The organism is Allofrancisella guangzhouensis (assembly GCF_000815225.1).
Taxonomy (GTDB): Bacteria; Pseudomonadota; Gammaproteobacteria; order Francisellales; family Francisellaceae; genus Francisella; species Francisella guangzhouensis.
Window position 1 is genome coordinate 366591 of sequence record NZ_CP010427.1, and the last position, 25684, is coordinate 392274.

Consider the following 25684-nt stretch of genomic DNA (forward strand, 5'->3'; position numbering starts at 1 on the left):
TTAGAAGGCTAACTAAACCATTATATTTTTGAGAAAATAGCATTTTCAAATATATCTTTTATTCATATCCCTAAAGACTTTTAAGTGATTTTTAGATACCTGTAAGAGCCATAATTACACAAACTAAAAAAAAGGGTTTACAATATGAATGAATTATGAGAAATTTAAGTAAAATAATTTTAAACAATAGAGTGAGGGAAAGTATGGATAATATAGCTTTTAAAATACAACTAGGAGTCATCCTTCCAAAAATGGAAGAGAAAATATCTAATTCAACCCTAGAAATTTTTGATGAGCTTGTAGGTTTTGTTAAATCAGGTGAAGTTGATGGAGAAGAAGTTAATGTAGCTGAAATCAGAGAAATTCTTATTAAAGATTTCGAAATATTTTTAGATAAAAAAATAATACCAAAGTCAGAGAAGTTAAAAAGCAATAATAATTCAGTAAGTGACGAGGCTGAAGAAGTAAATGCTGCTGAAGAAGTATAAAAATTAATCTTTTACATCTAAACTACTAGATTCTACAGGTTTTCTTTCAGTATCATGTCTACTTTATATTGAATGTCTTTAGTTAAGACTTCTTCATTACGAAAATACTCAGAGCCATCTTCTTTTATCCCACAATAGTTAACTTTGTCAAATGCTCGTGTTCGGGATATTGCATCTTCTGTAGCTTGGATCACTAATCGTTTAGTGGTGTTGTTCGTACCCAGCCAAGCTAGGTCATTGTATTGCTGTTCTGTATTTTTTCGCATCCCAACTAGTCTATCTAAGTTCCCGCAGCAATATGAAGTCAGAAGATCATTTAGAACAAGAATTTTACGTTCTCTCCGTTGATCGTGCCATACACGACGGAAAAAACTATTACTTTTCTCATTCAAGAGTTTTAAATGTTTATTGATTGTGCTAATTATTGTTATGTTTGGTTCAAACGTTTCAATAGTGGAATATTTCGAATTTATAATATCGTTATTCAACCATCCCTTATTCAAATTCTGCAACGCTTTATAATGGTTTCCTGCTGTAGCAAAACCCAAGTGTGGAAAAAAAGTGGTTTCATGTGTTCTTATACAATGTGACAGTCTAGCCCAGCAACCGAGGTTTATGCTTAATGTTATTTGAGTCTCACATATAAAATCATGCAATCTATCAGCATTTACCACTGCGCTAAAATCAGTACCCCAATATATTTGGTTTTGGTGATGTGTCTTTATAAACTCCCGGGCCTTATTAATGATTTCATCATCACTTTTATCATAAAGACGAGAGTGAGCGAAGAAAACGTTAACCGATCCATATTGAGATCTCCCATAAATAGCGATACATTGGCAACCAGTCAAACTATGGGTAGATATGGTAGTTATACGAGAAAGCTCAATGTTAGGTATAAAAACTGCGCAGCCTGATGTTTTTTCAGAACCTGGTCCAACTGTTATATGCGTTTTACCCACTTCAATAAAAGATCTATCCCCATATATTTCTATACCTTGGTATATTCCTATAGAACTTTGCATTGGCTTATTAAAAATAATGTCCCTATATTTTTCTTGCTGTTGTTCTTGTACAGTATTGAACTGTAAAGGCATTTTTTGAGTAGATAATTGAGTTGATCCACATCTATAGCATTGATCTTCTCTAAAATCTCCAAATTTAGATTGTGAATGCCACATGAACCCACAACTTTGACATTTTTTAATACTCATATTTCAACCCCATCTTCTAAGAATGTGTTAATTTATTCGAATTAAACGTAACTGCGCCTGTAACAACTTGCATTATTTCCACTAAGACCTGTCTAACTTGAAGTAAACAATTACATTAAGACAATTTTTTACCATCAAACTTAACGCTAACAGGGTTATTTACCTTAACACTATTAAGGTATTCTAAACCACCATCATTGTTTATATGAAAGAAAGTAACGTTATTACTATTTTGATTTGCAACTGCTATATAATTTTCATCTTCACTTATGTCCATGTCTCTTGGCCAATTACCATGAGTAGAGTATGAGCTATTATATTTAAGTAACCCATTCTGGTCTACACCAAATAATGTTACATCATTCATACCTCTATTAGTTACGTATAAGTTTTCATCTTGTTTACTTAACATAATCTCAGAAGGATAATTTCTTTCAACAGTTAGTTTACCTTTATAGCTAGGAATAGAGTTGATAATATTTAATTTACCGCTTTTTGGGTTTATATCTAATATAGAAATTGTTGAATCTAATTCATTAGCGACGTATATTTTATTATTTTTTGTTGATATAGCCATGTGTCTAGGTCCAGCATTTTTTGATAATTTTAAAGACTGTATTTCCTTTAAAACACCATTATTATTTTTATACACATGTATTAGATCAGCACCCAAATCAGCGGAGTATACGTATTTTTCACCATCAATAGTGATTGGATAAATTGAATGAGCATGTGATCCTGCTTGCTCATATATTTTAGAGTCTTTACAGGTGAAAGCCTCATTATTATTGTTGTATACCGATATACCACTATGTATGCTATTAGAGCTACCATAGTTTGCTACAAATATCTCATTACCAAATTTTGTAATATGCACAGCATTATTGCCATTAGATAATATACTATCAACTTCTTTAAGTGTTTTACCATCTTTTCTAAATGAAGTAACTCTTCCTGGCTCTATTTCATTTACCGCAAATACCATATCATTATCAATTAGGATATAAGATGGATTTGCTGCCACCGCGGCTAGAGCTATGTCAGATACAGTGTTGCTATCAGTATAAAATTCTCCATAAAATATACCATCATTATTTGGAATCCCCCAGGAATTATTATAAGCACCTATATAAAAAGGAATGTCTAGTGCAAATGAATTATAGTTCAGGGTGAATAAGCAGAGTGCGATTAATATTTTTTTATTCATATTTATTGTTTTGCCAGATTATTAAGTTTTTAATACTATACAATTTATAACATATATATGTATAGTAAAGCTATAAAATTTGACACTTGTGGTTTATGATTCATAACTTTTTGGTATTAAATCTTGGTGAATTTGGATGTTATTTGTTCAGAGAGATTTATTCTTTAATTGATGTTTTTGTCGCAAACCTCACATTAGTTTGCAATTTTTTATCATTAGAGAGTATATTTTCACAGCTTTATTAAAAAAAATCTAAATAAATGATAATATGGTAATAGTCTAACGAGTTTTTGTATTTTTTAAATGTTTAAAGCAATAAAATATGGTTACTACGCCTTATTTTCAATTTTTTGTTTATTTGTTAATACAGCTATAGTCTTTTTACCTTTGGTTTTCTTTTCTTTACTTAAGTTGCTAACACCAATCAAAAAAATTAAATATTACTGTACAACTATAATTCAGTCTCTGGCTAGTTTTTGGGTAAGTTTTGCTATCTTTGTTACAAAACTTTTTTCTCCAACAAAGATTGAGTTAGAACAAAGTGAGGGATTAAGTAGCAAAGACTCTTATCTGATAATTAGTAATCATAGAAGTTGGCTAGACACTTTTGTCTTAATGTTGGCTTTTCATAAGAAAATAGCTTTTCCAAAATTTTTTATGAAGTTTCAGATGTTTTTTGTTCCGGTGGTAGGTCTTGTATGTTGGGCTTTGGAGTTTCCTGCTATGAAAAGGTATTCAAAGTATTATCTTGAAAAGCATCCAGAAAAAAAGGGTCAAGATATTGCTAAAACAAATGAATACTGTAGGAAATTGTCACACAGACCAACAACAATAGTTAATTTTGTTGAAGGTACGAGATTTACTGTTGAGAAAGCTTTAAGTAGTAATTATAAATACCTTCTAAACCCTAAAGCAGGTGGAGCAGCGGTGATTCTTAGGAGTTTGTCTGATAGAATTAAGGGGATCCTAAATACTACAATTGTATATGATAACCCTAATCAAACTTTATGGGATTTTATGGTCCGTAAAACCAAGAAAATTACAGTAAAAGTAGACTTTATACCATTATCAGATATCCCTATAGGAGATTATTTTAACAACAATGAAGATAAGCAAGCTTTTCAGAATTGGCTAAATAACTTATGGTTTCGGAATGATAAGTACATTGCAAGACAATTAGAACTTAACGAATTTGGAAGCTTAATAAAATAAGTTCATTCGTCGTTAGTAATTTATAATAATTCTGGTCATACTTAAAAAATTAAGAAATAGAATAAATACTTATAATACCTTAGGTATCCAAGAAAGCTCAACAAATAAAAACAAAGCTGAGTATATCCCCATAAAAATAAAAGGCATATATATTTCAAGCACCCTGATAGGCTTAAATGAACCTTTTTCTTCTGCTATATGCTCTTCAGTAAGCCAAACTCTTGATGGTAAGCGCCTTTCCAAAGAAGGCACGATGCTACTCTTAATTTGAATATGGTGTCTAAAAAATCTGATAATTTTCCACCAAGCATAGCAAAAAACTAAACTCGCAAAATATGGGATAACTACCAAAACAGGAGATGGAGGGTTATCAACATTTATGTTGTTACTAATAGCTAGCGCTACGATACCTACTAAAAGTAAATTTATAACTAGGAAAAAAAGGTTTATCACAATCCTTCTGTAACTTGTTCTGTCAGTTAACTCAACATAAATGCGGTATTGCTCAATTAATAAAGCATTATACTGCTCGTTGGAAAAATTACTTTCATCCTCATTACTCCATAGCTTGCTTTGTATATCTTTCTGGCTAATCTTTTCCATTTTTTCCCTATATCTTTATATTTATAAATCTATGATTCAAATCTAATGCTATTATATTTTATATTATTTATCAAATTTTTATCACTTTAGCTTACCTAATTTGTTCATTATTTATAATATCTATTATTTTTGACGGTGTTCCAGAGGTCTTATTTGAGGCTGCAAATACAGTTATGTCTTTAAAAGTTTCATCAATTAATTTAGCATCGTAAAGAGGAGGTTTGCCTGATATATTTGCACTGGTTGAAATAATGGCACGGTTAAGTTTATTACATATGCCTTTAATTACTTTTGTTTTTACTAAGCGAATAGCAACGGTAGGTTTCTCTCCAGTAAGCCACTTTATACTTTGCATTGCTGGAACAAGCCATGTGGTAGGAGTGTTTTGAACAGTTGATATTTTTTCAAGCTGCTCTTCCGACAAGATACTTTTATCTATATATTCTAAAAAATGCTCAAAGTTATAAGAAATTATGATAAAGCCTTTACTAGAATCGCGCTGCTTTGTTTTAATAAGTCTATCCACAACCTTAGGTTCAATAATACAGCTTAAACCATATACAGTATCTGTTGGAACACTAACAACCTCTTGAGCCGCTAATTTGGCTATGATTTTATTTATATCTTTAGTTAGCATGTTTTTTAATTAGGTTAATTGAGGTAGATGATATTTTATACTTGTAAGGTAAATAAAAAAACCTACAGACTAAAATTTAGCTTGTAGGCGTTGATTAAAAAATTAATGATGAAAGGCTATTATTTTTTATTTAATTGCTCTTTTATTAAGTCTCCCAAAGTTGTTGGTGTCATTTGCTCAACTTTGTAGTTAGACTTATTAGCAGAAGCATCTTCTTCAACAGCTTTAATAGAAAGAGCAATACTTCTCTTTTTAGTATCAATGTTGATAATTCTAGATTCCACTTCTTGACCTTCGCTTAACTCATCACGCACATCTTTAGTATGATCTACAGACACTTCAGCAATTCTAATGAAGCCATCTATATTATTATTTTCATCAAGCATTACTACAGCACCATTTTCTTGAACTTTAGTAACTTTACCTTTAACTAAAGAACCTTTTGGATGTAAGCTAACAAAATTTTTGAACGGATCTTCAGAGAGTTGCTTCATGCTAAGAGCGATTCTTTCAAGGTCTGTATTTACAGAAACTAGTACAGCCTCTACTTCATCACCTTTTTTAAGCTCTTTGATAGCTTTTGCTGGGTTGTCCCACGCGACATCAGAGATGTGCACAAGCCCATCGATACCACCCTCTAGACCAATGAATACACCAAACTCAGTTATAGATCTGATCTTGCCAGTGACTTTATCACCAGGCTTGTAGTTTTTCTCAAATTCACTCCAAGGATTTGGTTTGCACTGCTTGATACCTAAAGAAATTCTATGGTTATCAGCATCTAGCTCAAGCACAATAACTTCAACTTCTTGACCAATAGATACGGCTTTATGTGGGTTAACATTTTTATTTGTCCAATCCATTTCAGAAGTATGTACTAGACCTTCGATTCCTTCTTTAAGCTTAACGAAACAGCCATAATCAGTAATGTTAGTAATGTTTCCTGCTAACTTAGCACCTACAGGCAATTCTTTTGCAATGTTTAACCAAGGATCTTCGCCAAGTTGTTTAATTCCTAGGGAGATTCTTTGTTTTTCTTTATCAAATTTAATTATCTTAACATCTATCTCTTGACCAATAGATAGCACATCTGTTGGGTGGCTAATTCTGCTCCAAGAGATATCTGTAATGTGTAGTAATCCATCAACTCCGCCAAGGTCAATAAACGCTCCAAAGTCAGTGATGTTTTTAACAATACCTTTAAGGACGCTACCTTCAGAGATTTTTTCAAGCATTGCATCTCTATCACCAGAGCTGCTCTCTTCAATAACAGCTTTTCTAGAAACTACAATATTGTTTCTTTTTGTATCAATCTTGACTACTTTTAGCTCGATATCTTTATCTTCTAAGTGAGCAATATCTTTGATAGGTCTTGTATCTACCAATGATCCTGGTAAGAAAGCTCTTAATCCTTCAACGTCCATAGTGTAACCACCACGTACGTGATTAGTTATTCTACCAAGAACAGTTTCATTGCTTTCAAAAGCTTTCTCAATTCTGTCCCAAAGCTCGATCTTCTTAGCTTTATCACGTGATAATCTAGTTTCACCACAGCTATTATCTAGTGCTTCAAGTACAACATTTATCTTGTCACCTGGAGCAACTTCTATTTCGCCACTACTATTTTTTAGTGAAGAAACAGGTATAAATGATTCTGATTTAAGACCAGCATCAATCATAGCATATTCTTTATCAATGCTTACAACAGTTGCTTCTATTATTTTACCGATTCTCATCTCTGTTTGTTTCAGAGATTGTTCAAATAGTTCTTTGAAATTTTCTGACATTTTATTATTTCCATTCCAGTGTGGTTGGTTAAACAGGGTTTGCTATGTTCCACTGGGAATACAAAAAACACTAGCAAACAATTTTGTAATGTATAATATTATATAAGAGAAGCTAATACTTCAAGTAAAAAGTATTTTTAAGATGTCAAATGAATTAGTAGAGCATATTTTCTTTATGCAACAAGCTTATGAACAAGCTTTACTAGCATATGATTTAGGAGAGGTTCCTATAGGAGCTATCGTAGTTAAAGATAATCAAGTTCTTGTTAAAACCTACAACAGAACCATAACAGATACTAACCCAACTGCTCATGCAGAAATTTTAGCTATCCAAATGGCAGCTAACTCATTAGAAAATCATCGATTAATCAATACAAAATTGTATGTAACTCTTGAGCCATGTATAATGTGTTTGGGCGCTTTAGTTCAAGCTAGAATAACAGAAGTAGTATATGCGTGTAGGGATACAAGAGTGGGTGCGTTTTCTCAGGAAAAATATCACCTTAACAAGAACTTAAACCATAATTTGAAAGTAACAGAAGGTGTTATGGCAGATAAATGTGGTAGCCTTCTTAAAGAATTTTTTTTGAGGAAAAGATGAAAAAAGAGAAAATAGTAGTTTTGTACGGTGGCGACTCTCCTGAAAGAGAAGTTTCATTAAGATCTGGTAAAGCCGTATTAGAGTCTTTACAAAAGCAAGGCTATGACGCTGTAGGATTAGATGCTAATTCAAAAGAGCTTGTAAAAGGATTACTTGAGCTGAGTCCAGATAAATGCTTTATAGCATTACATGGTGAAGATGGAGAAAATGGCAAAGTATCAGCGTTATTGGAAATGCTAAAAATAAAGCATACCTCTTCTGATATGAAATCTAGTGTAATAACTATGGATAAGATGCTTTCTAAAGAAATCTGGATGCATCATAAAATGCTTACTCCTATGGCTAAGATTCTTACAGCTGAGTTGGTTGATGAAGATGAGATTACCTTTCCAGTTGCTGTTAAGCCATGTAGTGGTGGCTCCAGTATTGCTACGTTTAAAGTTAATTCAACTTCAGAGCTAAAAGTTGCTTATGATGAAGCTTCCAAATATGGTGATGTAATGGTTGAGCAGTGGGTAACTGGCAAGGAGATTACTGTAGCTGTTGTTAACAATGATGTATACTCGTCTGTGTGGATTGAACCGTTAAATGATTTTTATGACTATGAGTCAAAATATAGTGGTAAATCGATTTATCATAGTCCTAGTGGGTTGTGTAAGCAAAAAGAGCTTGAAGTGAGACAGCTTGCAAAAAAGGCTTATGATATTTTAGGGTGTAGAGGACATGCTAGAGTTGATCTTATATATGATCAAGATAGGTTTTATCTAATGGAAGTTAACTCTTCTCCAGGAATGACAGAGCATAGTTTATCTCCAAAATCTGCAGCAGCAGAAGGTGTTGATTTTGATAATTTTGTAAAAATAATTATAGAACAAGCTCAGTAATGAAAGCTCTTAAACGATTAGTAATATCTTTGACAATACTCGTTGTGCTGTTTGGAGCAGTAGTTTATTTGGTACTGCAAACAGATAGAACAATTTCGAAGGTAGATATCGTTTCTAATGATGGTTTAGTGTACATATCTAAACAACAACTGATAGACAAAATAACAGGCTTAAATCAAAAACAATGGTTTGATTTTAATATTCAGGACGTAAGGAGATACTTGCATAAAATAAAAGGAGTAGATTATTTTTTGGTCAAAAAAGTATGGCCTTCAACATTAGTTATATACTTATATGATAGAAAGCCGGTAGCATATTGGGATGGCGATAAGATTTTGCTTGATAATATGGCTATCGTTAAACCAACAGTGCTTAGTTATGATCGTGAGCTTCCGCATATACAAAGTAGTGACGAAGGTAATAGATATTATATTTACGAGACTTATCGACAGTTAAATCGTATTGCAAAAGCGAATTCTACAGAGATTATTGGAATTTTTTACAAAGGTAACCAGTTTAAATTGCTCCTTTCAAATGATCAAGTTGTAATTCTTGGGTCAAAGGAACTTAAGCTTCGCTTAAAAGAATACTTTAGGACCTACAAAAAAGTTAAAAATTATGAATCTGTAGAATATTTTGACATGCGTTATGCAGATGGTTTTGCTATAAAGTATATAAATAATAAATAAAAATAAAATACTTCATTTTGTTGGTTTTCTATGACAAATAAGCTTATAATGTTCTGTAAGTACGTATTAAAAACTAGAAATAAGATCTATTTCAATAACTAAGGTAAGTAATAAATGGGCTTCGGGAACGGTAATTTTTGTGCAGTTGATTTAGGTTCTCACAAGATCACAGTAGCTATAGGTCAGATGGTTGAAAATGACACTATTAAAATACTAGGAGTCAGCCAAAAAAAATCGAAGGGTATAAAACAAGGTTCTGTAATAAATCTTGAAATGGCTATGGAAATTCTTGGTGAAGCTTTAGATGAAGCAAAAAGTATCGCAGGAGTTGAAATTAAAGATATTACTTTAGGATTAAGTGCCCCTAGTATTAAGGGTTTTAACTCTTATGGTTTGGCAGCAGTAGAAAATGGCGAAGTCGTTATGGAAGATTTAGCTATGGCAATTAAGACCGCTAAAGCTGTACCTATGTCAGCAGATACGGAGATGTTGCATGTCTTACAGAGAGATTATGTGGTGGATGGTCAGCCAGGAGTTACAGAACCAATAGGTATGTTTGCTGTAAGGTTAGAATCAAATGTACATATAGTCGTTATATCATCTCGCTTATTACAAAATGTTAGAAAATGTGTTTCAAACTGTGGCTATAGAATAAGTAATATAGTTGTAGAGCAGTTGGCTTCAAGTGAGGCTATTCTTACAAACAGTGAGAAAGAAATGGGTGTTTGTCTAGTAAATATGGGAGCTGATACAACTAGTTTTTCTGTTTTTTCTGACGGTGGGATTTGCTATACATCAACAATTGCAGCTGGTGGGAATAATATTTCATCTGATATATCAAAAGTTTTTAAGCTTCCGATAGAGGCAGCAGAAAGTTTAAAACTACAATATGGGTACGCAGCGAGTAAATATTTAAAAAACCCAGATGAGAAGATAGATATTCCAAATTCTTTGGGAAATGCTAAAAAAAGAATATCTTTACAAGATTTATCACTGGTCATAGAAGCGCGAGTAGAAGAAATATTTAGAGCTTTATATGATGAATTAGAAGCTAATGGGTTGCTTGAGCTTATATCATCAGGAATAGTCTTCACCGGCGGTGGAGCGAAGTTAAAAGGATTAGCTAGACTTGCTTTAGACATGTTTAAGTTACCTGCTGCAAGGGTTGGTGGACCTATTGAGGTTTCAGGGGCAAATGAAGTTGTTCATAATCCATCATATGCTACTGTTGTAGGTTTGCTTAAATACGCTAGTGAGCATGATTATAGTAGGTCAGTTGAGTCACAATTAGAAGAAGATGCATCAGAAGTAGATAGGCCAAAGAAGAAATTAATTTCTTCGGTGAAAGGTTGGTTCTCTAATAATTTTTAAGGCAGTGGATAAGGGTAAATATATAAATGAAGGAGTATAAGTATGTTTGATTTTAATGATTCAATGATTTCAAATGCCGTAATTAAAGTAGTCGGTGTTGGTGGCGGTGGTGGTAATGCTGTTCAGCACATGTGTGATGAAGTTACCGATGTTGAGTTTTTCGCTTTAAACACTGATGGTCAGGCTTTATCAAAGTCAAAGGTTCAAAATGTATTGCAAATTGGTACAAACTTAACAAAAGGCTTAGGAGCTGGTGCAAATCCTGAAATTGGTAAAAGGGCAGCTACAGAAGATAGAGCTAAAATTGAGCAATTATTAGAAGGTGCTGATATGGTCTTTATCACTGCTGGTATGGGTGGCGGTACTGGTACAGGAGGTGCTCCAGTTGTAGCAGAAGTTGCAAGAGAGATGGGTATACTTACAGTTGCTGTGGTTACTAAACCTTTCCCATTTGAAGGACCTAGAAGAATGAAAGCAGCGGAGGCTGGTATTGAAGAGCTAACTAAACATGTTGATTCAATAATCACAGTGCCGAACGAAAAGTTGCTTAGCGTTCTAGGTAAGGGAGTTAGTTTGATAGATGCATTTAACGCTGCTAATGATGTTTTAGGAAACGCTGTTAAAGGGGTTTCTGAGCTAATAACTAGACCAGGTTTAATTAACGTTGACTTTGCTGATGTTAGAGCTGTTATGACTAATATGGGTCTAGCTATGATGGGTATGGGTGAAGCATCTGGTGAAAATAGAGCAAGAGAAGCAGCAGAAGCAGCAATTTCAAGCCCACTTTTAGAAGACATAAATCTAGATGGTGCTAAGGGTGTAATAGTGAATATTACAGCTGGTATGGATATGTCTATAGGAGAGTTTGAGGAGGTTGGTGAAGTTATTAGATCTTTCATTTCTGATGATGCTATAGTGATCGCAGGTACAGTTATTGATCCTGAGATGTCTAACTCTATGAAAGTAACTGTTGTTGTTACAGGTATAGAAAAAGTAGCTATGAAAAAAGGTTTTGGTTTAGAAAAAAGCGTCCAACAGCCTCAAAGAGAAAGTTTTTCTCATAAGCCAGCAGCTTCTTTTTTAAGAAGGGAAACAGAAGTTACAACTAGCGTGGCATCTACTTCTGGATCTGATGATGCTAATAAGTCAGATATACCTAGTTTTTTAAGAAGAAAGCAATAAAAATAAGATTGTAAAAAAACGCAGAGGTAAAAAGGGATGTTTATGAAGCAAAAAACCTTAGCAAAAGAGTTCTCTGTAACGGGAATAGGTTTGCATTCTGGAGTTGATGTTTCTATGACAGTGAAGCCTGCAGTTATTGATACAGGTGTGGTTTTTCGTAGAGCTGACTTACAGCCAGTAGTAGATATCAGTGTTGCGCCATCTAATATTAAAGAGGCTATTATGTGTACTCTTTTGACTAAAGGTGGTGATCAAAGTGTATCTATTTCTACAATTGAGCATTTGATGTCCGCTTTTGCGATGTTTGAAATAGATAACGTTTTGGTAGAGATAGGTGCTTCAGAGTTGCCAGTTATGGATGGTAGTTCCCATGATTTTGTTAATTTATTAAAGCAAGTTGGTATAGTTGAGCAAAATGCAGCTAGAAAAGGCATTAAAATCCTAAAACCTATAAGAGTGGAGGATGAGGATAAATTTGCAGAAGTATTGCCAAGTGACAGCCTAAAATATGAGTTTAAAATTAAGTGGGATCATCCTGTAATCGCAGCAACTAATAATCATATAGTTTTTGAATATAACCTTGATGAATATATTAAGATGATTTCAAAGGCTAGAACTTTTGGTTTTTATGAACAACTTGCCTACTTGCACCAAAATAACCTTGCAAAAGGTGCTTCTTTAGACAATGCTATTGGTATTACAAATGAAGGTGTTTTGAATGAAGACGGATTGCGATATGCAGATGAGTTTGTAAGACATAAGCTATTAGATGCGATTGGTGATTTTTACGTTGGAGGTTATATCCTAGGGCATTTTAATTGCTATAAATCTGGGCATACTCTTAATAATAAACTTTTACATGCTATCTTTGCTGATGAAGGCGCATGGGAATATATTTAATCAGTCAAAGTTATATTTTCATCTTTTATATTTATTTCTAATTTTTCTTTTATAATTTTTACATTTTGGTTACTATGGATTTTCTTTATAGCATTGTCCCGTTTCATCTCTGCTGGTGATTTTTGACCGGTTACGGTGTTGCTATTAGGTAGATTTTTAATGTTTAGTTCAAAACTGGAATTGTTTAAGTGTTTACTAATATTTGCTTGTAGTTTTGCTACGCTTTGAGGATCAAGTTCTAAGATTTTTTTAGCGTCTTCATTAAGTTGTATACTATAAATATTCCTGGATATTTCCAGTAAATTACTATTAAAAGCTAAAGTCTTTGTAAAACCTTTGAGCGGTAGTTTACTTAGTAGCTCAAACCACCTTTTATCAAGAGAATCTTTAGGATATTCTTTATTAATAGTAATGGGTTTTTGATTACTATTTTCCGCATCAGAGCTTGATAGTTGTTGCTTTAGTTCAGAGAAGTTTTTTTTGGTAATATCTATAGTTGCCTCTGGATAGCCAGAGCCGAAATTATTTAAGTTTTTTTTTTGGAAGGCTATTAGTCTAAGTATAGCCATAGTGACACCAGTTTCAAAGTTGGGCGCTAAAGAAATATCTTTTTTTGCGGAGATCGTTAGTTGGTATAAAAAATGAGTCTGTTCAGTAGATATTTTGTTAAGAACTTTATCAATTATATCTATATTGATATTGTTAGTTGTGTCAAGGCTTTTTGTTAGGCTGTATGCGCAGCAGCTAAACCAGATTTCAGCTATTTTATCTAGTATAGATTCAGCATTATTCTCTGAAAGAGAAAGACTTTTTATCGTTGGTAATATAGCATTTGGGTCATCATCTATAATAGCATTTATTATGTTATATACCTCCTCACTATCAACGATACCAAGCATTTGTTTTACTTGAGAGTGTTGTATTTTGCCGTTACAAAAGCTAATTGCCTGATCAAGTAGACTTAAGGCATCTCTAAGGCTGCCTTTAGCATGATACGCTATATAGTCTAAAGATTGTTCATCTGAAAGGATGCTCTCTTTAGATAGGACTTCTTTAAGTTGAGACTTAATATCTGGCTGAGATATGTGTTTAAGATGTAGTTGTATACATCTAGAAAGTATGGTTATTGGTATTTTGTGGTAATCAGTTGTTGCTAATATAAATTTTACATATTCAGGAGGCTCTTCGAGAGTTTTTAATAGAGCGTTAAAACTTTGTTTAGATAACATATGAGCTTCATCAATTAAGTATACTTTGTATCTACCTTGTGAAGGCATATATTGAATATTATCTAAAATTTCTTTAGTTTCCTCTACACCTGTGCGTGAGGCAGCATCAACTTCGATTAAATCAATAAAGCTGTTATTATTTATTGCTAGACAGTTTTCACAATTGTTGCATGGTTGGGCTGTCACACCTGTTTTGCAATTTAGGCATTTGGCAAGTAGTCTGCCAAGAGTAGTTTTACCAATTCCTCTTGTGCCTGTAAATAAGTAGGCATGATGTACTCTTTGAGTTTCTAAAGCATGTGTTAAGCTATTAAGGGCATGTTGTTGTCCAGCTATTTCTGAAAAAGATTTAGGTCTATATTTCCGTGCTAGTGCTTGGTATGACATTTGCAAAATTATTTCATTAAAGCTTTATATTATATATAATAGCAGAGTTGGACTAAAAGAATAAGATGTTATTTTCCTCGTGAGCGATGATTTTTTACGATTTGCATTTTATTAATAAGTAAAAGCATTTATAAAGGCTTTGTATGTCTAGATTTTATATTTTTAAATTTTCATAGGGCAAAGGGGCTGAGGTTAAAATAACTTAGCAAATGACTCAGAAAATAAGCCTGGAATAGCATAATTATCTTTATTTCCATATTCACTTGGATAGTAATCGTTGTTTAAGGACCAATACATCAAACCGTCATAATGATTAAATTTATTGTCTTTATTAGCTAATACAATCTGAACCTCATTAACAAGGTCATCAATTATAGCTTTTTGGTTATACCAACCTTCAGAATCTCCATAAATAGTATTACTATTGCCAGCGGACCTATTGACCACTTCACCTAGTATAATTTTTGTTCCATTTGGGATGCATATAGGGTATTTAGATTTTGTACAATCCTCTGAAAACAAATTAGATACAGCCTCAGCCATATACCTATAAAATTTTGGATCTTTCTCTGTAATATCACCTTTAAATTTGATTATGTCTCCTCCACTGTTATATAATTGTAAATTAACTAAATCAACATAACCTTTTTTTATAGACTGAGCATACTGATTATTGTGTCCCTGTGATGCAAAATACAAGTTGTATGGATTGGATGGATCAACTAAGCTTCCTTCTTCTAAATTTGTTGATGGCTGCGGAGCGATAGAGACTAGGTATCCTGCCTCATGTATTTTTTTTGCTAGAGTTGTAATTATCTCTTCAGAAAGAGGAGATTTAACATATTCAATATCTATATCAATACCTACTATTTCACTATTTATATTTGCTTGGTTTTTCAATAGTGTATTATACTTTGACAATTGACTAATGATATTCGAAGCTGCAACTTGCGGGTCTTGGGATAATAAGTTACTTGTACCTACGGCTCCACCAATACTGATAAAGTTTAAGCAGCCATCACTTCGCTCTTTTGATATTATATCTCTCAAACTATTTAGATAATCCATCCTTATATTATCTGTTGAGGTGTCCATAAATCCAAAAATCATTATGTTTGGCGTCTTCCAACCATTGTCTGTAATCATAGATAATGAACCTGTAGCATTTAGATCTACATAGGCAACTAAATATTTAGCGTCTTTTTGCAATTGTGTAGCATAACTGGATCCTAACGAAACTATAATCATTAGGATTAGAAAAAAACATTTATTAACTTTCATAACTATACTCTCCCAAATGGTTAGATAGCAATTTTATCGAATTAATTACTACTATGTGCTCTTTTCAACTCTAAATTTTTATAATAAATCCTTATATTCCAAACTCAAAAGCAATAGATCTAAGTTAAGCCAAGAACGAAGTTTCCATGTAATCTATACAAGAATGGGATTATATGAAGAAACATCATTCTCCTATGGTACGGTATCCTATACAATCTAAATGTTCAACATAACCATTTCCGTATACAATAGTTATGTGGGATATTTTATCTAAATTAGAATAAATACCAAGTTTATCTTTACCATCTTGCATTTCTAGTAAAGGAGAAGTTGTATATTTTGTAAACCATTCACTAACATCAGAAGCGCCTTCTGAATTATTAATCATATTATGGATTAAATCTACTTTTGTAAACACATTCTCCGAGCCACTTTTATAACTAATTACTACATTTTTAATATCAGCTCCAAACCGTACTAAATATTCAATATAAAAGTTAATCCTATTCATAGCTTGGTAGGTCATATCTGCCCTACATTCAACACCGCCATTAATAAGGTTTATGGAAAGGCCAAATCCAGGCTTACCGTATTTATCCGAAAGAGTAATCCATTGCTTACTTCTGAATGTTTGTATGCTATTTTCTTCGCCGAAAGCTTCTATCATAGAAGGTTTATCAAAATCAACAGAAGGATAATAAGGTCCACAATTAGCATTTACAATAGGATTATTATTTTTATCTCTTGTTTCTAATGTTTGGCAATTATCATGATATCTAAGTAATAAGTATGCCAAAGACGTTGTAAGACCATATTCTCCTGGAGAATATTGTTTATCGCCCTCTACTAATAATCCTGGGTTTTCTAATAATCTGAAATCACCATATAGCGCTTGTGAATAGTATTCGTAGTTTTCCCAGTAGGTTAATTGCTTTCCGCCTCTTCCATAATAATTCTCATTTGTATACTTCTGCCATTGAGGAAAATTGCCTCCGCTTGGCTGGCTAGTAACTTTATATTGTTCACAATCATCTCCATTGCCACAATTTCCTTCTTGGACTGCAGAAAATGCATATGCAGCACTAATGTTTGATTGATAGCCATCAGAACCTCCAGTCTCTGTTGTCATATGCGCAAAAAAAGCAGCTATTTGCCTTAAGTTATCTAGATCATTACCGGTTACTGCAAAATTGTTCACTCTATCTTTCTCTTTGAGAGCTGACTCAACAGTAGTATACTGAGTTGGACCGCTTTCTATACTTTTTGCTTTTTGATAGTTTCTTTCGGTAATATTTTTTAGGTTATCAAGGGACTTTAACAAATTCTCAAGAGAATAATACTCATCGCATCCTTTATATATACCTTGTCCTTTTCCATTAGCTACACACCCATTTTTATTTACCGCTTGGGCTATAAAATTTCCCCATGCTTTCTCAGGATCTTTTCCCCTTATTTTCATAAAAGTTTCTTCACTGGGAAAAAATAGAGTATTATAATATAACTCAGCTAGTTCAATTTTAGCTTTGCCTGGCACGTCAGTTACCTTGTGTAATAAAGGATCAGTAGTTGCAGCTTGAGCTAAAATGTTTACTATCCCATTATCATTTTGCTTTACATTAATAGCATTAGTATACTTTGGTTTATTAATTTCTTGGATTTTGTCTACACTGTTATTAGCGAGAGAAAAAGAAAAATTTAAACATAAAAAAATAACAGACAAACGCGATATTTGCTCTTTCATGTATCAAAAATATCCTATTAAGTATTTAATATTTCTTAGATTATATCAAAATATAATCTAAGAATAGAGATAAATACTCTCGGGCTTGATAGAATAATTTGAGAGATCCGTACATAATGGTTATTATAATCTTTTCCTACTAAGCAAACCCCGTTTATTTGATTAGCTATTAATAAGTACATGCACTACAATACTGGCAAAATAGCCTATGGCGATAACCCAAGTCCATTTAAGATGACCGATAAAAGTATACTTGCCTTTTGATTTACCCATAACAGCTACACCAGCAGCTGAGCCTATTGATAGTAAACTACCTCCAACTCCAGCTGTAAGAGTAACTAGTAACCATTGAGTATGTTCCATAGTTGGATGCATGCTTAATACAGCGAACATAACAGGTATATTATCAACGATAGCTGAGAAAATGCCAATTATAGTATTTGCCTGGGTATGCGCTGAAAATAGGCTTGGAGCAATCGACAGCATGTCTGTGTATATATACTGAGAGGCAACTTCCAAATACCCAAGTGCTGCTAAGCCTTGTACAGAAATTAATATTCCATAGAAAAAAAGTAAAGTATCCCATTCAGCTTCTTTTATTTTATCGAAAATATCAAAAGCATGAGGAGGCATTTTATGACCTTGCCTACTTTCTCTATTTATTTTCCAGCCATAGAAGTAGTTATATATCATTACATACCCAAGTCCAGTCATCATACCAAGAGATGGAGGGAGGTGTAAAATATGTTCAAATGCCACAGCTGTTATAATCGTCAAGATAAATAATACTATGACAGGTATAGCTCCTCTTTTTAGTTGTACTTTTTCCTCTATGATAGATCTAGCCAGCATTTTTGGTAAAAAGAAACTCATTATAATTGCAGGTATTAAAAAATTGACTAACGAAGGAATAAAGATAGCAAAAAACTCCCTGAAACTAACAACTCCAGTTTGCCATACCATGAGTGTAGTTATATCTCCAAAGGGTGAGAACGCGCCACCAGCATTAGCTGCAACTACAATGTTAACACACGCCATAGTTATAAACTTTTTATTATCCTTACCTATGGAGATAGCTACAGTGCTCATTACTAAAGCGGTAGTTAAATTATCAGCTATAGCAGATAAAAAGAATGAAATTATACCTGTAAGCCAAAATATTGCTAGATATCCAAAGCCTGACCTTAGAAGGGTGCTTTTGAGCTTTGCAAATATATTTCTATCTTCCATTAGATTTATATAAGCCATAGCAACTAACAAGAATAAAAGTAATTCACCATATTCAGTCATTATATGGTCAAAATTACTCTGAACGATTTTGTTAGCTCCAAAAGATTCACCCACGATAGCAACAATTATCCAGATAACACCAGCGGCTAGTATAACGGGCTTGGATTTATTAAGCTTTGTGTAGTCTTCTGTCATTACGAGTAGGTAGGCTAGGACAAAGATAGCAATAGCAACTATAGCCAGTGGTTGGTTTATAGCGTTTACACTAATGACTTTTAAAGATGACTCATTATTAGCAAAGCTAAGAAAAGGCAGAAGGATTACTGTTGTTATTAAACTAAATCTTTTTAACATTTTAAATTAATATTTACTGAGTTTGAAGGTTATTATACCATTAATAAAAAGTGATTAGCTAGCTTAAGTGTCTTCTAAACTATAGTTATTCTGGTATAATGCGTTACTTGATAAATAAAAAATAGGAGCTCTGCTATGTGGAATTATTCTCCTCTTAAAACGATTCTTATTTTGGGGCCTATGGTTTTTGCTTTTGCATTGGCTATGGATGTTTATATGCCTGTTCTACCTGCTATGAAAGAGTCTTTACAGACAACTCAATCGATGGTGCAAATAACATTATCATTATTTTTGGTAGTAACTGGAGTAGGGCAGCTTTTTCTTGGACCGTTATCAGATCAGTTTGGTAGGTTTAGAATTATATTGCTATCATCACTGTTATTTTTGTTGGGCTCAGCTTTGTGTGCATTATCAGATACTATAAGTCTACTAATCCTCTCTAGGGTTGTCCAAGCTTTGGGCTGCTGTGGTTTGTCTGTTGTTGCTTTTGCTATTGTAAGAGATGCTTTTTCAGGTAAAACTAGTTCAATGATATACAGCTTTATTAACGCGATAATATCGATTTCGCCTATTATAGGACCTCTTATTGGAGTAGAATTAGCTATACACTTTGAGTGGCAAGCAGCATTTGTTTTACTGACATTTTTAGCATTTTTAACTTTTTTAATAATAGCTTTTTTTGTTAAAGAGAGTTTGCCAATAGAAAGACGCAAAAAAATGTCTTTGAATGTTTTTGCAAGGTATTTTCAGGTTTCAAAATCATTGCAGTTTTGGGCTTATTCTTTGACAGCTGTGTCAGGTATGTCAGCTTTTTTTGTGCTATTTTCGATGACACCGTATATCATTACTTATTTAGGGTATCCTTTATCTAAAATATATGTGATGTTTGGTTTAGCTGGTGTTGCCTATCTTGTAGGCTCTTTATTTGCTGGAGTTGTTGTAAATAGAATAGGTGTTTATAAAACAGCTATTTTAGGCGTTAGTTGTGTGTTTATGGCTGGCGTTTTATCTTTGACTATATACCTTATCTATGGTTTATCTTTGTGGGGGTTTTTTGTTCCTTGTTTCTTTGCAACGTTTGGTTCAGCATTCACTTCAGGAACTGGGGCTAGTGGTAGTTTAGAGCCATTTTATGAATTTGTAGGAGTAGCAGCTGCGTTGTTTGGCACTATGGAGTTTGCTATTAGTGGATTGATAGGAAGTGTAGCGATGTTATTTCCAGCAACAAGTTCCTTTCCGATTGCTATAACTATGATTATTACTTCTATTATCACAATAGTGTTATTGATTCTCATAAATAAAAAAACCAAACTAATATCTAAGAATTAATTCATGTTTTTAGTAATAAAATTAGATTTTAAAAGACTTATGTTATGAAAAGAATTAAGAGTTTATTGATATGCTTATTATTATTTGTTTACGCGTGTTCAGAATGTTATAGCCATGGTTTAGAGATAGAAAAAGATGCTCAAAACACTTTCGTGGATAATAAAAAAGAGAAAATAATTGTAACATTTTACTCATTGTCGGATAAAAGTCTTAGTTTTATTAAGTTAATTTACCAGGGTGAAGAGTATACTTTACCTCAAGTGGTTTCAGCAGATGGTGCTAGATTTGCTGATGGTAGAGATATATGTATTTGGTTTAAAGGGAGCAATCTGTATTTAGATAAAAATACACAGCCTTCCCAACGAAGAGAGTTTTACTTAGAAACGAGTGGGTGAATAAGATTGTATTAGGTATCTAAACTTCTTTGATTTTGGTATGGCTATAAAAAGGGAATAGTTAAGGTAGTTTAGAGGTCTAATACGGTAATTGTATACTTAATAAGGTTATAATCCCAGCTTACAACAGCTCCTTAAAAGTATAAGCAACACGTTAATGGTCTTTAGTTATTTTATAAAATATAGCTAATAGCAGGACTATTCTTTATGTTATAATTTTGTAATGGCAAATCATAAAATCCCTAAATTTAATGCAAACAGAACTAATTTATATTAAAAATAATGGAGATGATTTTACACTAATTGGCGAACTTCCTGGCTCTAAAGATGTTTTTTATAGTTATACATTATCTGTAAATGAAATAGGTAAGTTAGAAATTGTAAAATCTGAAAAATATATTTTCTTTTTAGATTTATCTGATCTAGATATGGATACAATTCATAAATTTGTTTTTAAATTTAAAAATATGTGTTTAGCAAATATAAACTTTTGTATTATCTATGAAGTTGGTGTTGGTGAATTAGGTGAGATAAAAGAAAAATACGATCTTATAGATAAACTTCAAAACTTAATTCCTGAATTAGATATTTATATGACTCTAAGGTTTTCATTTAAGAAAACTTCTTCTTATGTATCACCAGAGCTATTATGTTTATGGAATAAAGCTTTTAAATTTGTAAAAGATGGCAACCTAGAAATAAATAGTCCGTCTAATTCTCTTAAGTCAAATGATAGGGAAAATAGATTTAATAAGCCATTAGATATTTCTAGTGTAGAGTCTATTGGTAGCTTTGAAGTTTCGAACTTTGAAGTTTCGGTATCAGAAGTTTATTCCTTGTCAAATTATCCTTTTTTCTCTTCATCTGAGTTTAGTAGTAAAAAAACATCATTTAAGCCAGATAAAAGTTCTTTAATTAAATCTATTAATTGGAATCTTTCGAAATATGTACATGCTTCGCCAGCTGCTCGCGCTTATGTGAAATATATGACAAAAATGTATGAAAGGAACCTCAGATAATAAATTCAATGGAATGTACAGCTAACTGTAGTTTTTGTAGCCATAGTCGGTTTAGAAATTTATTATGAAAGCAAGACGGATTATAATCTAAGAATTATAATGCAGCGGGATATAGGTTCTAAGGATAGGCTTTAGCTAAGGTGTTTGTTTTGTTATAGAGATAAATTTTAACCTGATGGTTTAATAAAGTTGTAGAGAGATTTAAAAAATTAGTGATTGAACATTTAAGGAACTGTTATAAATTTTTAATCATTAGAGCAAATTTCATATCTTCAGGTGAGATATTATCAAATCTTATTTTAGCCTGATAACCACTACCTTTTGCCTCATCAAGGTGATGTCCATCTTTATCTAACATGTTATCAACTATAATCTGACGGTTTCCTGAAGGTAGCATAAGTTCTATGCTATCACCGATTTTTATTTTATTGCGTACATTAACATCAGCGTAGCCAGTATACTCATCAAAATGTGTGATTTCACCAACGAATTGCTGAGTAGAACTGCGAGAGTCAGAGTTGTCATATTTTTGGTATTCATCGTGCACATGGCGGCGATAGAAACCTTCTGTATATCCCCGATGTGCTAAACCTTCTAGTTTGTCCATTAAAGTCATATCAAAGGGTTTTTCAGCTAAAGTGTCTTTGATAGCTTGGTTATATAATTGAGCAGTTCTAGCAGCATAAAAGAAAGATTTAGTTCGTCCTTCTATTTTAAAACAATCAACCCCAATTTTTGTTAGGTATTCTACATGCTGGATAGCTCGTAGATCTTTTGAGTTCATTATGTATGTACCATGTTCATCCTCAAACATTGGGTTATACTGCCCTGGTTCTTTATCATTTTCTATTAGTACAATTTTTTCTGATGGTTTACCAATTCCTAGAGTTGGTTTGACTGTTGTAGGTACAATATCTCCCCATTCATTTTGCTTAGCTTCAGTAACCTTATAATTGTTTCTGCAAGCATTATTACAAACTCCTTGGTTAGGGTCTCTATGGTTATAGTAGCCTGATAATAGACATCTGCCAGAGTATGCCATACAAAGAGATCCATGCACAAAAGTTTCTATTTCCATATCAGGGCAGTTTTCTTTGATTTCAGCTATTTCTTTTAGTGATAATTCTCTGGAAAGCACAACTCTCTTGATGCCAAATTTCTGCCAGAATCTCACAGTTTCATAATTTACAGCATTTGCTTGCACTGATAAGTGTATTTCTTGGTCAGGAAAATGCTCCCTAATTAACATTATCATCCCAGGATCAGACATTATCATAGCATCAGGTTTGAGCGCTATTACAGGAGTTATATCTTTTATATAGGTTCTGATTTTTGCATTATGAGGGGCTATGTTATTTGCTAACATAATTTTCTTGCCTAAAGCATGAGCTTCATTTATAGCTGTTTGAAGAACTTCTAATTTTGAAAATTCATTATTGCGGGCTCTTAGGCTATACCTAGGCTGTCCAACATAAACAGCATCTGCGCCGTACGCAAAAGCATAACGCATAGCCTTAAGTGTTCCAGCAGGAGAAAGTAGTTCTGGTCTTTTCATGTGATACCTTATTCTTTAGAAATAGCCTTTAAAGAAGGTCTAATTAGCCTTCTAGGCTTTTAGTTTATTGTTTATTTTTCTGGTGTGAATTTTAACTTCTTTTTGACTATTTTCCAATTCTAAAATCTTAGTATAGTTTTCTTTGGTAAGCTATTATGCTATTATCTCAAGAATAAGTTAGTTAAAAATTTATTTCTTAAACTGTAGGGCCTTTTATAATGAATTTTGAATTTGCTAGAGAAAATATGATTAAACAGCAAGTTTTGCCTGAGGGGATTCCCGTTGGAGCGCTTGTTGATGCTATGGCAAGTACTCCACGTGAGAAGTTTTTACCACAAGAGTACCAAAGTTTAGCATATTGTGATACAAGATTTATAATTAATGGTAGAGAAGTAAGAAGCCCAATGCTAATAGCAAAGTTAGTAAATGCTCTTAATGTTAAGTACGATGATAATGTTTTGCAGCTTGAGTTAGATTGTGGTTATACAACGGCACTTTTAGCAAAGATTAGTAACCATGTAGATGTTTTAGGCTATGACGAAAATATAATGGGTTCAGTTAAAAGAGCACTTGTAAGCCAAAATATTCAAAATATTGATTTTAGTATGGTAGAACATATTCAATCTATTATTGATAGCCAAAAAAAGTATGACTGTATATATATCTTAAACCCAGTAAAAGCAGATCAAATCGATGAATCCTTATTGGGCTTGTTAGAAATATCAGGAAGATTAGTATTTGTAGTTCGAAATGATGTCTGTGATAAAGCTTACCTGACAACTAGAGTTGATGATGAATCATATGAGAAAAATTTTCTTTTTGATATATATAACAAATAAGAGTTAATATGAAAAAGATTTTAGTGTGTTTGGTGGGATTGTTTAGTGCGAATTTACTTTTTGCAGTAGATACAACTTCTGTCGTTACTGAACCAAAATATAATACTGCTGGCAGACCTATAGGTACAGATGTTTCTGAAAATCCATATAGTGTTGCTAAACAGTATGCTAAAGCTGACCTAATCAAAAAAGATAACCGATTCTATGATCTTAAAAAAGCCGATGAAATGGCTATGGTTGGTCCTACTGAGGAGAAATTTTATAGTTTAGTAGATATTTATAATTTAGCGGCTGAACATAACGCTGAGTATTTAGCAGCTAGATCGACATTTGCTTCTAATATAGAGACAGTTCCTAAAGCTTTAGGTGGGTTACTACCAAAGATAGACTTTCAATATAACCTTAGAAGAGATATTTATGATGAGTTTGGTGGTCAAGTTAGAGACACTGCGAATAATTTTAATTTTAGTGGTGAGCAAGTGCTTTTTGATTGGAGTAAATGGAAAACTTTTACACAAGCTACTTACTTACAGAAATCTTACGCGATGATTTATGCAAAAGCCGAGCAAACTCTTATCATGAATACGGTAACAGCATATTTTGAACTTCTAAGAGCAGAACAAGCCCTACAGTTTCAGCTTGCAAATGAGGCTTGGAACAAAAAACTATATATTACACAAGAGCATCAGTATAAAGCTGGTATAGTATCTTATGCTGACTTAAAAACTACTGATGCTCAATATCGTCAAGCAATAGCTGACAGAGTGGATGCTCAAAAGAGCTTGATAGCAGCAAAAGCAACTATGGCAAAGCTTATAGGTAAGAGAATAAGCTCTATTTTGTATATTTCTAAGTCAACAGAGTTTGGTTCTCCTATTCCAAATGATATTAGCTACTGGTTAAAAACAGCAGAACAGTATAATTTGGATATTGCGCAAAAAGAATTTGAATATCAAGCTGCGCAAGAGGGTGTAGGTATTCAGTGGGGTAACTTTTTTCCAAAAGCTAACTTAACTGGTGGAATCAATATGTCGAGGAACAATCTATCTGGTAATCCTCAGCAGTTACAACAGATTCCCACTAAATACGATGTAGCAAACATCTCTGGTAATGTTAATTGGAACCTTCTAAAGGGAGGATCTGATTTTGCTCAACTCAAACAGGCAAGTTACGATAATCAAGCAGCTAACTATGCTTTACTTCAGACTAAGAGAGAAGTCTATGCTGGCACTGTTGAAGCCTTTCAGACTGTGGTTTTAGACGCAGTTAGGATAGAAGCTTTTAAAAAATCAGTTTATTCAGGTTTAGCTTCTGTTAAAGCTATTTTAGAAGGCTTTGAAGCGGGCACGCAGACAATAGTAGACTTATTAAACCGACAAGCGATACTTGTACAAGCACAGCTTTCGTTTGCTGACTCTATATTTAACTACGTTGAGCATTATGCTCAATTAAAGCAATTGCAAGGTAGCTTAACCTATAAGGATATAGGATATATAAACTTACTGTTAGGCAAGACTAATATCATTTCACAAATTGCTATCGAGTAAAAC

General features: G+C 33.0%; 23 protein-coding genes. 13 read left to right on the plus strand and 10 right to left on the minus strand.

From position 1 onward, the window contains the following. The first annotated feature begins 203 nt into the window (after positions 1 to 203). Positions 204 to 488 carry a hypothetical protein gene (locus SD28_RS01690; RefSeq protein ID WP_039123420.1) on the plus strand — a complete coding sequence of 95 codons (285 nt, stop codon included), beginning with the start codon at positions 204 to 206 and terminating at the stop codon, positions 486 to 488. Between the two features lie 32 nt (positions 489 to 520). Here the strand turns inward: SD28_RS01690 and SD28_RS01695 are convergent, their stop codons facing one another. Together SD28_RS01695 and SD28_RS01700 are read right to left on the minus strand one after the other, a co-directional pair. Continuing rightward, complete coding sequence (locus SD28_RS01695) at positions 521 to 1702, minus strand: hypothetical protein (RefSeq protein ID WP_039123421.1); 1182 nt, start codon at positions 1700 to 1702, stop codon at positions 521 to 523. A 115-nt stretch (positions 1703 to 1817) separates the two neighbouring features. Beyond that, the gene (locus SD28_RS01700) at positions 1818 to 2909 is read right to left on the minus strand and encodes a lactonase family protein (protein ID WP_039123422.1); all 1092 of its coding nucleotides are present in this window, start codon (positions 2907 to 2909) and stop codon (positions 1818 to 1820) included. A 303-nt stretch (positions 2910 to 3212) separates the two neighbouring features. On the opposite strand from SD28_RS01700, the gene SD28_RS01705 reads away from it, so the two are divergent. Then, positions 3213 to 4121: an acetyltransferase gene (locus SD28_RS01705; protein WP_039123423.1), complete on the plus strand. Its 909-nt coding sequence runs from the start codon at positions 3213 to 3215 to the stop codon at positions 4119 to 4121. A 69-nt stretch (positions 4122 to 4190) separates the two neighbouring features. Here the strand turns inward: SD28_RS01705 and SD28_RS01710 are convergent, their stop codons facing one another. The 3 genes from SD28_RS01710 to rpsA all read right to left on the minus strand — a co-directional run bounded on the left by SD28_RS01710 (position 4191) and on the right by rpsA (position 7148). Continuing rightward, complete coding sequence (locus SD28_RS01710; protein ID WP_039123424.1) at positions 4191 to 4724, minus strand: intracellular proliferation membrane protein RipA; 534 nt, start codon at positions 4722 to 4724, stop codon at positions 4191 to 4193. Positions 4725 to 4815: 91 nt separating this feature from the next. Further along, the gene (locus tag SD28_RS01715) at positions 4816 to 5361 is read right to left on the minus strand and encodes an L-threonylcarbamoyladenylate synthase (protein WP_039123425.1); all 546 of its coding nucleotides are present in this window, start codon (positions 5359 to 5361) and stop codon (positions 4816 to 4818) included. Positions 5362 to 5480: 119 nt separating this feature from the next. Next, positions 5481 to 7148, minus strand: a complete 1668-nt coding sequence (gene rpsA / locus SD28_RS01720) for a 30S ribosomal protein S1 (RefSeq protein WP_039123426.1) — start codon at positions 7146 to 7148, stop codon at positions 5481 to 5483. Positions 7149 to 7290: 142 nt separating this feature from the next. Between rpsA and tadA the strand changes: the two genes are divergently transcribed. From tadA to lpxC, 6 genes are all read left to right on the plus strand, one after another. Continuing rightward, positions 7291 to 7749, plus strand: a complete 459-nt coding sequence (gene tadA, locus SD28_RS01725; RefSeq protein ID WP_039123428.1) for a tRNA adenosine(34) deaminase TadA — start codon at positions 7291 to 7293, stop codon at positions 7747 to 7749. Then, positions 7746 to 8633 carry a D-alanine--D-alanine ligase gene (locus SD28_RS01730; RefSeq protein ID WP_039123429.1) on the plus strand — a complete coding sequence of 296 codons (888 nt, stop codon included), beginning with the start codon at positions 7746 to 7748 and terminating at the stop codon, positions 8631 to 8633. The genes tadA and SD28_RS01730 overlap by 4 nt, the downstream gene beginning before the upstream one ends. Further along, positions 8633 to 9322, plus strand: a complete 690-nt coding sequence (locus SD28_RS01735) for a cell division protein FtsQ/DivIB (protein WP_039123430.1) — start codon at positions 8633 to 8635, stop codon at positions 9320 to 9322. Before SD28_RS01730 ends, SD28_RS01735 begins: the two co-directional genes overlap by 1 nt. A 114-nt stretch (positions 9323 to 9436) precedes the next feature. Continuing rightward, a complete protein-coding gene (gene ftsA, locus SD28_RS01740; protein WP_039123431.1) occupies positions 9437 to 10693 on the plus strand; it encodes a cell division protein FtsA in 1257 nt (418 codons plus the stop codon). Between the two features lie 42 nt (positions 10694 to 10735). Continuing rightward, positions 10736 to 11875, plus strand: coding sequence for a cell division protein FtsZ (gene ftsZ, locus SD28_RS01745; RefSeq protein ID WP_039123432.1), 1140 nt, complete (start codon positions 10736 to 10738; stop codon positions 11873 to 11875). Positions 11876 to 11917: 42 nt separating this feature from the next. Next, positions 11918 to 12775, plus strand: coding sequence for a UDP-3-O-acyl-N-acetylglucosamine deacetylase (gene lpxC / locus SD28_RS01750; RefSeq protein ID WP_039123433.1), 858 nt, complete (start codon positions 11918 to 11920; stop codon positions 12773 to 12775). On the opposite strand, the gene dnaX is transcribed toward lpxC, so the two are convergent. The 4 genes from dnaX to nhaD form a co-directional block, all read right to left on the minus strand. Continuing rightward, positions 12772 to 14391 carry a DNA polymerase III subunit gamma/tau gene (gene dnaX / locus SD28_RS01755; protein WP_039123434.1) on the minus strand — a complete coding sequence of 540 codons (1620 nt, stop codon included), beginning with the start codon at positions 14389 to 14391 and terminating at the stop codon, positions 12772 to 12774. The genes lpxC and dnaX overlap by 4 nt on opposite strands. A 192-nt stretch (positions 14392 to 14583) precedes the next feature. Next, a complete protein-coding gene (locus SD28_RS01760; protein WP_039123435.1) occupies positions 14584 to 15672 on the minus strand; it encodes a glycoside hydrolase family 18 protein in 1089 nt (362 codons plus the stop codon). Positions 15673 to 15856: 184 nt separating this feature from the next. Further along, positions 15857 to 17413, minus strand: coding sequence for a chitinase (locus SD28_RS01765; protein ID WP_039123436.1), 1557 nt, complete (start codon positions 17411 to 17413; stop codon positions 15857 to 15859). A 162-nt stretch (positions 17414 to 17575) separates the two neighbouring features. Continuing rightward, positions 17576 to 18997, minus strand: coding sequence for a sodium:proton antiporter NhaD (gene nhaD, locus SD28_RS01770; RefSeq protein WP_039123438.1), 1422 nt, complete (start codon positions 18995 to 18997; stop codon positions 17576 to 17578). A gap of 135 nt (positions 18998 to 19132) precedes the next feature. Between nhaD and SD28_RS01775 the strand changes: the two genes are divergently transcribed. From SD28_RS01775 to SD28_RS01785, 3 genes are all read left to right on the plus strand, one after another. Beyond that, a complete protein-coding gene (locus tag SD28_RS01775) occupies positions 19133 to 20326 on the plus strand; it encodes a multidrug effflux MFS transporter (protein WP_039123439.1) in 1194 nt (397 codons plus the stop codon). Positions 20327 to 20370: 44 nt separating this feature from the next. Beyond that, complete coding sequence (locus SD28_RS07745) at positions 20371 to 20721, plus strand: MliC family protein (RefSeq protein ID WP_052251854.1); 351 nt, start codon at positions 20371 to 20373, stop codon at positions 20719 to 20721. A 251-nt stretch (positions 20722 to 20972) separates the two neighbouring features. Continuing rightward, positions 20973 to 21740: a hypothetical protein gene (locus tag SD28_RS01785; protein WP_039123440.1), complete on the plus strand. Its 768-nt coding sequence runs from the start codon at positions 20973 to 20975 to the stop codon at positions 21738 to 21740. Positions 21741 to 21975: 235 nt separating this feature from the next. Here SD28_RS01785 and trhP read toward each other — a convergent pair whose 3' ends face one another. Beyond that, positions 21976 to 23295 (minus strand): prephenate-dependent tRNA uridine(34) hydroxylase TrhP, encoded by a 1320-nt coding sequence (trhP, locus tag SD28_RS01790; protein WP_039123441.1) that lies wholly within the window; start codon positions 23293 to 23295, stop codon positions 21976 to 21978. A 218-nt stretch (positions 23296 to 23513) separates the two neighbouring features. Between trhP and SD28_RS01795 the strand changes: the two genes are divergently transcribed. Then, entirely contained in the window at positions 23514 to 24134 is a 621-nt protein-coding gene (locus tag SD28_RS01795) for a protein-L-isoaspartate O-methyltransferase family protein (RefSeq protein WP_039123442.1), read from the plus strand. Positions 24135 to 24142: 8 nt separating this feature from the next. Further along, positions 24143 to 25681: a TolC family protein gene (locus tag SD28_RS01800; RefSeq protein WP_039123444.1), complete on the plus strand. Its 1539-nt coding sequence runs from the start codon at positions 24143 to 24145 to the stop codon at positions 25679 to 25681. Positions 25682 to 25684: the final 3 nt, after the last annotated feature.